Annotated in this window: 10 protein-coding genes and 1 pseudogene; 1 reads left to right on the top strand and 10 read right to left on the bottom strand. The window is 40.9% G+C overall.

Annotation, left to right across the window (positions count from 1 at the left end; all coding sequences use genetic code 11):
- The first annotated feature begins 434 nt into the window (after positions 1–434).
- The gene (locus ACQ4KW_RS02510) at positions 435–2474 is read left to right on the top strand and encodes an EAL domain-containing protein (RefSeq protein ID WP_430884962.1); all 2040 of its coding nucleotides are present in this window, start codon (positions 435–437) and stop codon (positions 2472–2474) included.
- Positions 2475–2605: 131 nt separating this feature from the next.
- Here ACQ4KW_RS02510 and ACQ4KW_RS02505 read toward each other — a convergent pair whose 3' ends face one another.
- From ACQ4KW_RS02505 to ACQ4KW_RS02460, 10 genes and pseudogenes are all read right to left on the bottom strand, one after another.
- Positions 2606–2845, bottom strand: coding sequence for a hypothetical protein (locus ACQ4KW_RS02505; protein WP_430884961.1), 240 nt, complete (start codon positions 2843–2845; stop codon positions 2606–2608).
- 4 nt (positions 2846–2849) lie between these two features.
- Positions 2850–4412 (bottom strand): HAL/PAL/TAL family ammonia-lyase, encoded by a 1563-nt coding sequence (locus tag ACQ4KW_RS02500; protein ID WP_430884960.1) that lies wholly within the window; start codon positions 4410–4412, stop codon positions 2850–2852.
- Between the two features lie 14 nt (positions 4413–4426).
- Positions 4427–6007, bottom strand: a complete 1581-nt coding sequence (locus tag ACQ4KW_RS02495; RefSeq protein WP_430884959.1) for a BCCT family transporter — start codon at positions 6005–6007, stop codon at positions 4427–4429.
- Between the two features lie 188 nt (positions 6008–6195).
- Complete coding sequence (locus ACQ4KW_RS02490) at positions 6196–6375, bottom strand: hypothetical protein (RefSeq protein ID WP_430884958.1); 180 nt, start codon at positions 6373–6375, stop codon at positions 6196–6198.
- A gap of 35 nt (positions 6376–6410) precedes the next feature.
- A complete protein-coding gene (locus ACQ4KW_RS02485) occupies positions 6411–6626 on the bottom strand; it encodes a helix-turn-helix domain-containing protein (protein WP_430886529.1) in 216 nt (71 codons plus the stop codon).
- Positions 6627–6911: 285 nt separating this feature from the next.
- Positions 6912–7797: pseudogene (locus tag ACQ4KW_RS02480) on the bottom strand (sigma 54-interacting transcriptional regulator); the annotation flags it as partial.
- Positions 7798–8301: 504 nt separating this feature from the next.
- Positions 8302–10305, bottom strand: a complete 2004-nt coding sequence (locus ACQ4KW_RS02475; protein ID WP_430884957.1) for a methyl-accepting chemotaxis protein — start codon at positions 10303–10305, stop codon at positions 8302–8304.
- A gap of 336 nt (positions 10306–10641) precedes the next feature.
- Complete coding sequence (locus tag ACQ4KW_RS02470) at positions 10642–11961, bottom strand: 2-hydroxycarboxylate transporter family protein (protein ID WP_430884956.1); 1320 nt, start codon at positions 11959–11961, stop codon at positions 10642–10644.
- Positions 11962–12221: 260 nt separating this feature from the next.
- Entirely contained in the window at positions 12222–12905 is a 684-nt protein-coding gene (locus tag ACQ4KW_RS02465; protein ID WP_430884955.1) for a response regulator, read from the bottom strand.
- Between the two features lie 5 nt (positions 12906–12910).
- Positions 12911–14449: an ATP-binding protein gene (locus ACQ4KW_RS02460; protein WP_430884954.1), complete on the bottom strand. Its 1539-nt coding sequence runs from the start codon at positions 14447–14449 to the stop codon at positions 12911–12913.
- Positions 14450–14525 lie beyond the last annotated feature (76 nt).

Here is a 14525-nt window from a genome sequence, read left to right as displayed (position 1 = left end):
GATTTATTAAACTCAAACTTTCACCTGAGCGACTTGCAAAATATCATTCAAACACCCTAGCTATACCATATATAGAGAGTTAAAAATCAAAACTTCTATACATGGTATAGCAAGGGTATAGATTATAATTTTGCAAGCGCCTGAAATAATAACTTAATCCATTATTGTATAGTTATATTTATGGGTAATACGTATATAGTTACAATAAATACATGAGACGCTTCTATATACCTGCCCTAAGAGCAGATGATTGCAAACCTCAAACTTTAGCTATGATATACCTTTCAATAGGACTGAAATTGCTAGTCACAAAACAATTCAATGAAAATTTTGGACATGCGTCTAATACGGCGTCCAGAAAAGATAGGAATACTATGAATACAAAGCGCACTTTTCTAAAGAGAAAATTGACGAAATTTATAATTATTTTGCTCATGCTTGCTAATTTTGGTCTGGGCATTCCAAGTTACTTTTTGGCAAGAAATGAACTTGAAAAAAAAGGACAGATTATTCTTGAAAATGCTGTCTACCTGGCTATAGAGGAGATTGAAGCCATACAGGCGAGTGTTGATGCTGGCGCTCTTTCTCGTGAATCCGCACAAGAAAAGATTAGGGTCTCGTTAATAGGCCCCCTTCAAGCAGATGGAAGCCGGACACTCAATACCCCCATTAATCTAGGGGAAAATGGATACTTTCTCGCCTACGACAATCAAGGCTATGAAGTCATGCATCCCAATATTGAGGGAGAATATGTCTTTGATGTCGTGACCCCGGACAAGGATAAGATTCATGTTGTTCAAGAACAAATCAGAATCGGTAAAAAAGGTGGATTCTTCGACTATAACTGGTACTATCCAAACCAAGTGGACATTGGACGTAAAATGTCCTATTCCAAGTATGAACCCAAATGGGGATGGACCGTTGTTGCAACGACATACGCTTCAGACTTCAATCAATCTGCAACACGCATTACCCTGTTTATGGTCGGTATTTTTTCGCTCACTGTTCTTCTCGCCCTTATTTATAGCAATGTCTACATAAAGAAACTACTTCACCCAATTTATGCTGTCACGCAGTCAATGAAATCCATGAGCGATTCCGTCATGCCACCGGTTCCTGAACCAAAGGAAAACGATGAATTGATGGACTTGGTTCAGGGATACAACGCTATGCTCAAATCTCTAAGCCATCATATAAAATCCTTGAAAGATCGAAAGAAAGAGTTAAGAAAAATTGCCTTCTACGATGATTTATCAGGTCTACCGAATTTAAACTATATGACCCAGCACTTTGATGATGACATTAAGAGCTCTGATACAATAGGTCACTTTATACTCCTTGATATAAAATCCTTGAAAATGATTAATTCTTTGTATGGTCTCTCCTTTGGTGATGACATCATTAAAAGCGTTGCACAAAAACTCAAGAATAACCGCCCCACTTCAGATTCCATAGTGACACGACTTGGTGGCAATGAATTCGGTATTTGGGTCCCCACAGACCATGAAGACACCATAGTAAATTGGATCAATACCACAAAAGATTTCTGGAGAAATGCTTTTTATGAAAAACAGTTCATAGTGAATGTTGATTTCACAGTTTCCTATGTTGCGTTTCATGCATCTACCGCAAACTTTGAGGATATTTACAAGAAAAACACCATTGCCATGCAATATGCAAAGACTAAGGATCTGGAAGTCCTTAAATATTCCAAAAGCATTTATAACGTTTTTGAACATGAGTCTGTCTTAAAAATACATGCCGAGACAGGTCTTAAAAATGATGAATTTTACCCTGTATACCAGAGTAAAGTTGTCACATCATCTGGCAAGGTCATAGGCGTAGAAGCCTTGGCGCGGTGGACCTCTGACATTCTTGGTCCTGTTGGTCCCGGTGAATTCATTCCAATTTTCAACAAAACAAAGCTTATTCTCGAATTGACTGAGAAAATGATAGACTATGTTATGTCTGATTATAAAGCCCTCGTTTATAAATTCCGTCCAGGCGTAACTGTTTCCATCAATATTAGCCCACTTTATTTTATGAATGATAGATTTGTGGAGCATATTTTAAACAAGTCCATAGAGTACGATATTCCCAGAGATTGCATCGTATTAGAAATCACAGAAGATGTCTTCATAGATAATATTAAGGATGTAAATCGTAAAATCAATATTCTAAGAGAAAATGGCTTTAAAATATCTCTCGATGATTTTGGGTCTGGATATTCCTCTTTAAATTACCTGCAAAAAATCAGCCTTGATGAAGTTAAAATTGACAAGTCTCTTATTGATGATATTGTCACGGATAAGACCGCTCGACAAATGTTCTTTTCCATAGTGGAACTTATTCATAACTCAGGCTGTGTGTCAGTCGCTGAGGGGGTTGAAACCCTTGAACAAGTCAAGATTGTAGAGGCGTCAGGCTGCCAGTGTATTCAAGGTTACTACTACTCTAAACCTGAGAAACTTTAATCATCAAAAGACAGATTGCCTTCATTTCAAAATATAAAAATCCCCTGCTCTTTCAAGCAAGGGATTGTGGTGCCAACACGAACGAAATGTGGATTGACGCTGTGCCAGCATATGATAAACATGGTCGGTCCTTACTTTATTGTCACGTAGTCAGTCTTTTGAAAGACAAAGCGCATAAGGACAATCCAGCCCCAAGATATAGACACCGCTGGCATAAAGGCAGTCAGTACGGCTTCTACTGGGGGAACACTTGTGAACTGAAGCGGTCGAAAGAATATGCTAAAGCATACGGCCAGCATTATAAATAAGACCACTCTTTCAAAGAGCCTTCTCGGTGGTGTTAAGAATATTTTTGCCAAATCGACCTTCATAGTATCACTCCAATTCTCCGGTTATTTTTTCAATAACAGCCAGCAATTTTCCTGAATGAATCAGCTTTTTTAGATCTTCTATATAGGGCTGAATAAAGGTGTCTTCTTCAATCATAGGAACGGTTTTCCCGATTTCTTCAATGAGTGCTTTCACAGCCGGGCTGGGATTTAGCCCCTCCATAAACTGATGGGCCTGATAGGCTGACAGGAGCTCAATGGCTAAGACATATTCTAACTTTTCAGCCACTTTCATCGCTTTTCTCGAAGCGTTGTATCCCATGGAGACATAATCTTCTTGCCCACCACATGTTGGTATACTGTCTACCACGGCAGGTGTGCTAAGCATCTTCATTTCATTGACCAGGCCTGCTTGACTATACTGGGGAATCATAAGGCCTGAGTTAACTCCAGGATTTTTTATGAGAAACCAGGGCATTTCTGAATGGGTGCTCGTTGTCATCCTGTAATTTCTACGCTCAGATATTTTGGCAACCATTGTCGCCGCTATGGCGCTTGCATCCATTTGCACGCCAACATATGAAGCGTCACAGTGACAGCCAGAAAGAGCCTGTCCACCATCCTCATCCTGCCATATTATTGGATTGTCTCCTGTAAAGTTTAACTCCTCTTCCACCACTTCAAGGGCATTGTTCAAGGCCCTTCTTGAAGCACCGTGAAGTTGAGGCAATGCCCGCATGGACAGGGCATCTTGCAATCTATAATCCAGGTGCTTTTGAGCTATTTGAGATCCTTTTAGAACACGACGCACATTTGATGCTGCTTGCCCCTGTTCCTTATAAGGTTTAACGCTCATAAGCCTTTCATCAAAGGCTCGAAGTGTGCCTTTAGTGACTTCAAGGCACATGGCGCCAATAACATCTGCCGACTGAACAGCCTGGAGCATATCATAAATAGCCAGTCCTGCTAGTCCAGTTGGACTCGTGGTTCCGGAGATGAGAGCCAATCCCTCCTTGGCCCCCAAAACAACCGGCGAAAGATCCAGCGCTTCAAGCACGTGCTGTGTCGTTTCCAGTTGCCCCTTGTAATAGACCTTTCCAAGACCTATTAAAGACAAACCAATGTGTCCTTCTACACTCAAATACCCCACCGATCCATCGCCTGGCGCGTAAGGCGTTATCTCTGCATTTAGAAATGTTCGAATGGCTTCAAGCAGATTTAGGCTGACACCACTATAGCCCTGTCCAAGACTTTGGAGCATGCACAGCATAATTGCCCTGACCTCTTCCACTTCAAGGGGACGTCCCACTGATGTTGCGTGGGACAATATAATATTTCTTTGAAGCCTCTCTGTCTCCTCTTTTGAGATAAGACAGGTGCTAAGGGCCCCGAATCCGGTGGTTATACCATACATAACCCGCCCCTCATCAATCCATTTTTCTACCAAGTTCCGTGATTTGATGACCCGGTTTTTATAGGCCTGTGAAAACTGTATTTTATACCCATGCCTTGCCACGTTCACCAGGTCAGTAACTGAAATTTTTTCTCCGAGCACCAGGGTATTTGAGGCAATGCTGTCTATATTCTCTAAGTGATTATCCTTAACCATAGTCGCCTCCAAAACTAATCTTCTATTTTTTCAAACAGGAACATTTTTATGCCAGAAGCAACCTGTAGGATAAAGACAAATAATACAGTCGATCCACCGGCAGCAGCCAGGTACTTGACCCCATCAACCCCTTGAGCGCCCCCTGCGAAAGCGACCATAAAATAGGCAATGGCTCCAATAGAAAGACCCCATAAGAGTTTTTGCCATCTTGGCGGTTCTTCATTGTACTCAATGTCTTTGGTACATAGGCTGGCAATGGTTCTTGTCATAGAATCGGCCGCTGTTGAAAAGGACAGGATCAAGGTGATCATGACAATCGGTATGAACACCATCCCAAGGGGCATATGCTGTAAAAAAGCCCACAGGCCTGATACTGCACCGGACTTCGTGATCGTTCCAACCAAGTCGAGTTCCCCGTTTTGCTGCCAGTAAATCGCTGTTGATCCCCAAACACCAAACCATAAGAGGCCAAAAACCGATGGCATAATCCAGTTGATAACCATAAACTCACGAATGGTTCTACCATAAGATATAACCGCAAGGAAAATTCCCATAAGTGGGGCGTAAGCAATCCATATTGCCCAGTCATAAAGAGTCCACCACATAACCAGGGCTTCTCCGCCCACATCACTTGGATCTAGCCCCCAGCCCCAAAAATTTTGCAGCCACATAGACATACCCGCTGTTGACAGTTTAAGCATATAGACAGTTGGTCCCACCACGATGAGAAGGCCAAGAAGAACATAGAAAACTTTTGCATTGATGTCTGAAAGTTTTCGTATGCCCTTGTCAATTCCCGCCAGGGATGACACCGTGAAAGTGGCTGTTATGACCCCAACAAGCACCAACCAAAGAAGGGGGCCTTGCTGAATGCCATAAGCCGTTTCAAAACCAGACCCAATTAGGGCCAGTCCAGCTCCAAGGGACGACGCCAATCCCAGGGCAATGGCCAGTAGGGAAAGGGTGTCAATAATATTGGCCCATATACCCTTTGTGACCTTCTCCCCAAAGAGGGGCACAAGGGAAGCTGTCACCGAAAGAGACTGGTTTTTGTTGAAGTAAACATAGGCTATGATCATCCCACATATGGAGTACATCGCGTAAGGAATAAAACTCCAGTTGTAAAAGCACCGCCCAATGGCAAAAATCGCAGCTTGCGCTGTGCCTGGCTCAATTCCCAGTTGGGAGAGTTCACCGTAAATGTTTCCAAAATAAATAACGGGCTCATTGGCACCATAGGTGACAACCCCTGTTGCTATACCACCTGTAAGTGCCATGGCAAACCACGCCATAAAAGAATAGTTTGGTTTTGCATCCTTTCCACCAAACCGAATGTTTCCAAGTTTTGAAAAAGTCATATAGATGGCAAAAAATAAGGCCACTATAGACACCAACTGATAAAGCCATCCAAAGCTTCTAAGAGAAAATGTAAAATTGCTCATTGCAACACTTGAAAGCATTTCATTATTGAATATGCCCAGCAGTGCCGCTCCGCCAACCACGAGAAAAGATGGTATAAAAACGCCTTTTCTGATGCTTTGCTTCTTGGTTACACTCTGACTGTTCGATTTGCTCGCTGAAGATTCAACAGACATATACTCCTCCTTAATAAAATGTATAATTCCCCTATATGCATATGTTCATCTCTATATATTGCAAATCTGAAGCCAACTTTTAAAGTTGCGTCAATTTTCTGAAAACAAAAGGCGCCAAACCTTGAAATCACGACCTTTTCCAATTTCCGCTTGCATAATGCATGATCATCCACATCATATTTCCTCTTCTATTTAGAAAAAACCGCAAAATTATTTTGCGGTTTCCATTCATAAACACAGAGCATTTCAATATAAAGGAAATTTGCGCAAAATATTTTTGCTATTTTTCTTTTTATGTGCAAAATTATTTTGCGTTTTTCTCTATATTGGCTTACTTTTTGGTTTTCAGTGATTTTTACTGTTTTCACTTTATTGTGACGGCTCTTAAACCTTCAATAGAGTCTTATGTGAACTTTCCAATTCTATACTGCAGGCTCTGACGACTTAAACCAAGACTTTGGGCTGCTTTTGTCACATTGCCCATGTGGTCTAATAGGGCCTTTTCAATGATGGCCTCTTCTAGGCTTGAAAGCTTTTCAACAAGGGTTTCTCCTTCATTCACAAGCACGGATATTTCTGTTTTTTCCTGCTTAAGCTCCACACCACCAGTTGCCTTCATATAGTCAGGAAGGTCATGAACTGTCAGGCTCTGAACACCATCTTTCATGTGATTCACAGCATATTCTATGACATGCTCCAGTTCTCTTATATTGCCCGGCCAGTCATGAAGTGTAAGAGCTTTTTTTAAGCCTGTGCTATAATCCAATTTTCTTTTTCCATATTTTTGCCCCATACGTCTAGTAAAGTGATTTATCAGTATTTGAATATCGTCTTTTCTATCTCGTAGGGGGGGCACATCGAGACAAAGCGATGACAGCCTGTAGTAAAGATCTTTTCGAAACTGGTTTCTTGCAGACAGGTCTCTCAAGTCTTCATTGGACGCCGCAATAATTCTAACATTGCATTCTATATAATCATGTCCACCAATTCTTTGAAATTTGTTTTCCTGAAGGGCTCTTAGAAGTTTAGCCTGCATGTCTAAACTCATGGAATTGACCTCATCTAAAAACAAGGTTCCACCGTCAGCCAATTCAAGGAGGCCTTTTTTTCTTCACACTGCCTGTAAATGCCCCTTTTTCTGTTCCAAAAAACACACTTTCCACTAGGTTGGTTGGCACAGCCCCACAATTTATATCAACAAATGGACCGTCGCGTCTTGGACTGTAATTGTGAATGCTTTGGGCAAAAAGTTCTTTGCCCGTTCCTGTTTCTCCACTAATAAGGATATTTGTATCTGTTAGTGATATTTTCTTTGCAAATCTTATTATGTCTTCCATTTTATCTGAACTATAAATAATGTCATGAAACTCGAATCCCCTTCTTCTTGTAAGGGGCTGTTCATTGCGAACAAAGGCTTCTAAGTTAAAGGACTTATTCTTGATACTGTTCATAAGGGTCATGTCTCCCTCAAAGCTAACCGCTCCCATAATCTTCCCATCAATTTCTAGGGGGTAGCCTGAGTTGATTGTGATAAGCTCAGTCCCATCCCTGCCCTTAAATATGTCGCACCTGTTTAAGACCGGTTCACTGGTTCTGAGCACGGAAAGGGTTGTACTGATCTCCTCTGTGAGTTCGTATATGTCTAGGAGATGCTTACCAACAAAGTCTTGGGCCTTGTAGTCACCAAGTTTTTGACTGGCAGTGTTGCTATAAACGAAGTATCCATTTTTATCATATATTTGGACACCTTCATTGACCTTTTCAAGGGTTTGCTCAAAAAGCTCTTTCATGACCAGGGCTTTACTAAAGTAGTAGTGGGTCCCTTTTTTTCTTTTTAGAGCTTGATATTTAAAAAAACGGCCTTGAAACTCAAGAATCTGATTTTCATGTTCGCTTTTTTTCATACCAAAAACTTCAAATATATTTTGATGCTTGTACAAAGACCAGTCTATGCCGTGGTACCACTCTTCTTCGTCCCCAAAGTACTCCACTGACTGGATATTCTCTTTATCATCTGCTTCTACCAGTAAATCTAAAAATACCATATAGGCCCCCTGAACTTTGCCCTAACCTTTTCAAACGAAGTTATTCCTATGTTATTCCTAAATCAATTTTCCATATAAATTGTCTCATTTAAACTCTGGTTATACATACTTCATAGAAGTTTGATTGCATTTTACCACAAAGCCATATGCTTTTGTGACAGGATTTTATACTTGTCTCACAAGTTATTGGCACGAAAAAACTCCGGCAAGCTGTATAAAGCCTGCCGGAGAATCACACTTTAAAGTTCATTACAATTTAAAAACACTCAACGATTCATTAAGATGATCCAGTTGTCGTTTATTATCGCTGATCTTATCACTAATGGAACGCAAGTTGTCTGTTTGCTGTACCGTTGATGCGCTGATCTCTTCAGAACCTGCAGCTGTTTGTTCAGAAACGCTTGAAATGTTTTCAATTTCACTCAAGACCTCCGTCTTAATGATGTTTACATCATTAAACTGTTTGCCTAGGTCTGTCACAAGATTTGAAACGTCCTCAATTGATACATTGATTTCATGGAATATATTTTCTGTTTCATTGACAGAATCGTTAACTTTTTCAATGGCTGTATTGGTGCCTGAAATGGTTTCATTTGTGTTGTTCACAAGTTCTACAATTTCTGAGATGATGGCATTGATTTCATCTGAAGACTTAGAAGACTGTTCCGCCAGTTTTCGAATTTCTTCTGCAACCACTGCAAAACCGCGACCTTGTTCACCAGCTCTTGCCGCTTCAATAGCTGCATTAAGAGCAAGTAGGTTGGTCTGATCAGAAATGTTTTGTATGGTCACTATGATCTCACTGATCGTTGAAGACTTTTTAGCGAGTTCATCAACACTCTTTGTTACCACCTTGGTGGCTGAAACATTATTTTCAAAATTATCCCGAAGGGTTTTAAGTGAGGATTCAGATTTTTGACTGCTACTTAAGACGTCCTCTGTCAGTGTTGTCGTCTGGTTGAGTCCTGTCGATGCGCTGTCTATATGATCTGATAAATTATTCATGGCCCTTACAGAGTCACTTGAAGACTGTGCCTGAGATGTGGCTCCCTGGGCAATCTCTTCAACAGATCTTGATATTTCATCATTGCTCATAGTGACATTATCAATAATGCTCTGAACTTCAATCGTAGACTGGGTGATATCATCCGCAAGTTCATGCGTCTGCTTGATAAGCGCCTGAATATCAGCAAGCATTTTATTAAAACTCTTGGCAAGTAGGCCAAGTTCATCTTTTGAATTTAAGTTCATTCTTACACTTAAATCACCATTGCCTGCATGTTCCATGTTGTCAACCATTTGTGTTATAGGTTTGAACAGACGGGATGCAATCACTGTGATAATAATACCAACAATAATAAGTACAGCAACCATAATAATGGTAATGCTTCTCATAATATCTTGAATGGAGCTGGCAAAATCAGCTTCTGGTAGGGTGGCTACAAGTGTCCAGTCCCCTAACTTTCTAAAGGACGCGTAAGTTCTGTTGCCTTCATAGATATAGTCAAAAAAACCTTGGTCTGACTGGGCCAGTGGTGCTAATACAGGTATTTCACTGATGTTTGTTCCCACATTTTCCGGGTTCTTATGGTACAAGGTTGTGCCGTCGCCGTCAATAATATAGGCGTATCCACTTTTACCGACCTTGAGGCCTTCTATCATGCTTTGAATGCCTATAACATCTTGGAGTTCTTCAATATATTGCGGGGATAGACCAATTTGTACAACACCAGGTGCATCCTTTCTTGAAACACCTATATATTGAAAGAGAACGTTGTCTGTACCGCGCAGTGATGGCTCTTGAGCTAGTCTTCCATCTGTTTTGCCTATCAAATCAACAAAAGGAAGGGTTTGGTCTGTGGTGTTAAAATCAAAACCAAAAAAGCCTTCAATATTGCCCTGTTGAAGGACACCGTCTCCATCGACCACATGGATTTCATCCACGCCTATACTCTTTGCAATATCAATCATGTTTCCTGTTTCAAGAGCTTCTGGACCGTACTTAATCATTTCTGCCACCGCTTCAGTCAGGTCCAGATTCTTATCATCTAGGGTCTTAAAAAATGTGTCTTCCACTTCTCGTCTTGTTACAATATTTTCCGTTAAATTATCCAACTGACTATCCATTTGCTCCTTTATCAGGTTTCTAACAAGTTCGTTTTCAATCTGATTAAATATAACAAACCCAAGCACAGTGATTGATGCCACAAGCACCAATATGACCGGTAACAACAACTTATTTTTCAACTTCATAAATTAACCTCCAATCGACCTACACCAAACACGCCAAAACAAGTAGTACTTATGCCCTATACGAATAATTTTACTATATATTAGTTGAATGTTCATCTATCTATTTCTTATTTTCCATTACACTTTGTTAAGAATGAGCCTTCCTATTTAACTTTGCTTTGACACAATCAAAAGTCATGCTATTTTATTATTACCCTACGGGAATATATCAACACACACCAAAAACAAACTGCGAACGCAAAAATCCCCATCTCAGCCAGGATGGGGTGTGGCTTGATAGGGATTTCTGCAACATGAGTTTATCTTATGCAAATGTTTTAATGCCTGGAGGCTTATTTAAAAGAAGAGTCCTAAAAGACTTGTCGCAAGAATTAACATAAATGCGCCACCAATTCTAGAGGAAATCTGAGCAAATGGCATGAGTTCCATTCTGTCTGAGGCTGATAGCACAGCCACATCTCCTGTTCCCCCCATGTTGGCCATACAAAGTCCCCCTGTGATAGACGCCTCTATTGGATAGAAGCCCAGGAAGTGGCCTGCTAAGCCGGACCCAATCACTGAGCCAGAAACCGTCACAAAGACCAGTACAACATAGACCAGATTAAATGAGTTTATAACTGCATTTAGGTCTGTATATGCCACACCAATACCCACGAGTAGGGCCGGTGTGAAATTTTTCATAACAAATCTAAACCACTGATGGGCCGCCATTTCATACTCTTTTGGCACGAGACCCAAGACTTTTACTATGGCCACAGATAGAATCATGAGGGCGTAGGAGTGTAGCGGAATAACTTTACCCAGCAGTTTTCCAAAAGCAAAGAACGTCGTTGCAATAAGGATGCCTTGACCAAGTCTTGCAAGATCTATCTTAGATTCAGTGCTGTCTTCGACCACAACATTTGACTGTTTTTTCATTAAACGTCCATCTCCAGATAGGAACTTCTGTTTTTTGCCTATACGGTTGAGCATGCCCCCAATAACGATTGCTGTTGCATTTCCCAGGGCAAGGGCAGGTACCATTTTTGACATAAGCATGGCTGGATCCATGGAAAGGGCGTCACCAAAAATTTGCGACAGTGGTACAGCGCCTGCGCCCATACCGCCTCCCATAATTGGAATCCCAACATACATAACAGCTTCCTTAAAACCAAACCCAAGAAGCATACCAGCCGTGCCAACCATAAGGAGGGCGACAGCCACACCACTTAAAATTATGGGCAAATATCTGACTGAGGCCTTGATAAGCAGGTCTCTGTTCATACCTAGTATGGACCCTGTGATGAGGGCCGCTATATAAAAACTAAGAAAGCTTTCACCTTTCATAAAGCTCACCATTATATCTTTTGTGTATTCTGGTAAAACGCCATAAGTCACCAGTGCAGCCGATGCAAAAATAATAACAATCGGACCCCCGCCTAGATAGTCTTTGACAAGGGGCGTTCTATTGCCCAGTTCATTTAAAACGGCGCCTACAATCATCATGAGTGGCAAGGCCCCGACCATGCCTTTGGGTAGGGCTTCCATGTATACAGCTGCCAGAGTCACTAAAGACAAAACTGCAAAAATTCCCATATTCATGTCCATTATTTTAAAGGCTCTGCCTTCATTTTTTATTGTACTTTGTTCTTTTTCAAGTGCCACATTTGTGCTCACAAGTACTCCCCCTTCAATAAAATGAATCAATAATCATTCCAATGTTCAAAGGCCTGCAGGACTTTCTTAAGTCAATCATACATGTGAAAACCTTTGCCGTATACTTTTCTAAATTTATATGAAATTAAAGCGCAAAAAAAAGAAATTGATAATTTTTTACCAATTCCTTTAAAATATCCTTTATTCAATTTGCTTTCCTGTCAAAGATTTATGTGTCAGCCCACTTCTTAACCCTATTATGCAATCAGGTTGATTTGGTCTCAAATATGCTTGAAAATCTTCTTCTTGTACCTATACGATGGCCTTCCCCTTGATCCGTAGGCCATTTCAATCTCTATAAGATTGGTCTTTTCAAGATAGTCTAGGTAGCGTCTTAGAGTCACTTTTGAAATATCCGCGTCAACTGCAATGTCATCAATACTTACAGCTTCTTCAAGCTCCTCTATAACCTTTTTAACACGTTCAAGGGTTCTTTCGTTGAGCCCCTTTGGCAATACGTCATCTTTGTCGAGATAGGTGTTTCCAAAAGCTCGGTCTAGTTCTTCCTGACTTATAACACCACCGCCATCTGTCGCGGCCCGTCTGCTTTTATATGTTTCAAATGCCTGGTCCAGTCGTGAAAACTCAAAGGGTTTCACCAAGTAGTCAATGGCACCGTAGCGAAAGGCAGTTTCAACTTGTTCTGCGTTTCTGGCCGCGGTGATTAAAATCACATCCACACTCTCTTTTTCTTCCCTTAGCTTTATTAAAAACTCAATGCCACTTTGGTGAGGCAGGTAGACATCTAGCAGTATAAGGTCTGGTTTTTGTTTCTTTATAATATCCAGTGCGTTCTCAGCATCGTGGATCACTGCCACACACTTAAAGGCTTCCTGACTGTCCACATATTTTTTATGGATATCTGCCAGCATTGGATCATCCTCAATTACGATTACCTTCCACATGTCCTTTACCCCCTCTTAAAAACGGCAATGGCTTCTGTGCCTTCTTTATCTTTGCTTTTTAATGTCAAGCAGCCATCATAACGCTTTAAAACATTTTTCACCAGATCCAGACCAATACCTGAAGACCCCTTTTTCGTCGAATAGCCTCTCTTAACCACTTTATTTATTTCATTTTCCGGTATGCCCGGTCCGTTATCAATGATCTGACAAACCAGTTCGTCTTGATCACCTTTGATATAGATTTGAATCTCTCCATCTTTTTGTCGAGCTTTGGAGATGGCTTCAATGGCATTTTCAATCAGATTGCCAAGGACTACGATGATATCATCATCCGAACACCAAACCATGGCTTCTAGGTCGCTGTCTTCCGTAAGATAAAGGAGAATTCCCTCTTCCTGGGCCCGGTTGTACTTGCCTAGAAGAAGGGCACTTATTGTAGGATTCTTTATTTTTGAGGACACCATCCTGTGAAGGTTTTCGTTTTCTGATTTTACATTACGTATAAACTCTTTAGCTTTTTCAAACTTTTCCAGTTGGAGGAGCCCAAGAAGTACATGGAGCTTGTTTCGAAATTCATGAGAGTTGGCCCGCAGGGCGTCTATAATAATCCTGACCCCTGTCACCTCTTCTGCTTTTTTAACAAAGGCAGTCCTGTCCAAAATGGTGGCCATGGCCCCAATAATTTCTCCATTTTCATAAATGGGAATTCGATTGGCCAAAATATGGGTTTCTCCTATAATCTTTTCACGTCCAATTTCTTCTTCTCCACTTTTTAAGACCCGTATAAGCCCAGTTGTTGGAAAGACATCAAGTATAGGCCGGCCTATAATTTCACTCTCCTGGCACTTTAATATTTCTATGGCTGACTGGTTAATCAGCGTTATTCGCTCATCTGAGTCTATGGCTAATATACCTTCTCTGGCCGATTCTAAAATAGCATCTTGATTGCGAAGAAGTCTCACAATCTCATTGGGTTCTAAGTTTAACAGGCTCTTTTTTATGTCCCGGGAAATAAAATAGGCTCCAAAACTCCCAATGAGTATACCCCAAAAGAAGTATATGGAAAAGTTTTTCTCCATCTGTCTTTGCTTGGCCATTACAGAGTTATACATATGAGCTGTCATAACAAACCCCACTTGCTTACCGTTAGAGTAAATAGGGACAAAGGCACGCACTGAACGTCCCATAGTTCCCGTTGCAATAGATAAATAGCTTTCACCTTGCCCAACAACCCGGTCCTGGTCTCCACCGACAAACTTTTCTCCCAAACGTTCTATATTGGGATGACCATACCGTATGGAATTCATATCTGCCACAGTTATAATTTCCACATCATCAAGGACTCTTAAAAGGTCGTCCACATAGGCTTGTATACTCTTTGCCTCTTTGTTTTCTAGTCCCTTTTGAACTGTCTTATTTTGTGCAACTGTGTTGGCCACATTCATTAAGTTCCTCTTCATTGACTGTTCTGCCAAATTAAACTCATAGCGTCCAACCAAACTGCCACTGACTAAAACCGTTGTAATAAGTAAAATCGTGATCATTATCCAAAGTTTAGAATAGAGTCTCATAGAACCATCCTTAATGAGGCGCGCGTGTTTCAATATAGTTATACAAATA

This window comes from Tianxiuia mixotrophica (assembly GCF_050596425.1).
In the GTDB taxonomy this organism is placed as follows: Bacteria; Bacillota; Clostridia; order Peptostreptococcales; family Acidaminobacteraceae.
The sequence above is the reverse complement of the archived record's forward strand: the minus strand, read 5'-3'. Positions and strand labels throughout refer to the sequence as shown.

What these genes read in the sequence shown, in the direction of transcription:
- ACQ4KW_RS02510 (WP_430884962.1), top strand. Translation starts at nt 435, where the DNA reads ATGCTTGCTAATTTTGGTCTGGGCATTCCAAGTTACTTTTTGGCAAGA.
- ACQ4KW_RS02505 (WP_430884961.1), bottom strand. Translation starts at nt 2,845, where the DNA reads ATGAAGGTCGATTTGGCAAAAATATTCTTAACACCACCGAGAAGGCTC.
- ACQ4KW_RS02500 (WP_430884960.1), bottom strand. Translation starts at nt 4,412, where the DNA reads ATGGTTAAGGATAATCACTTAGAGAATATAGACAGCATTGCCTCAAAT.
- ACQ4KW_RS02495 (WP_430884959.1), bottom strand. Translation starts at nt 6,007, where the DNA reads ATGTCTGTTGAATCTTCAGCGAGCAAATCGAACAGTCAGAGTGTAACC.
- ACQ4KW_RS02485 (WP_430886529.1), bottom strand. Translation starts at nt 6,626, where the DNA reads ATGAAGGCAACTGGTGGTGTGGAGCTTAAGCAGGAAAAAACAGAAATA.
- ACQ4KW_RS02475 (WP_430884957.1), bottom strand. Translation starts at nt 10,305, where the DNA reads ATGAAGTTGAAAAATAAGTTGTTGTTACCGGTCATATTGGTGCTTGTG.
- ACQ4KW_RS02465 (WP_430884955.1), bottom strand. Translation starts at nt 12,905, where the DNA reads ATGTGGAAGGTAATCGTAATTGAGGATGATCCAATGCTGGCAGATATC.
- ACQ4KW_RS02460 (WP_430884954.1), bottom strand. Translation starts at nt 14,449, where the DNA reads ATGATCACGATTTTACTTATTACAACGGTTTTAGTCAGTGGCAGTTTG.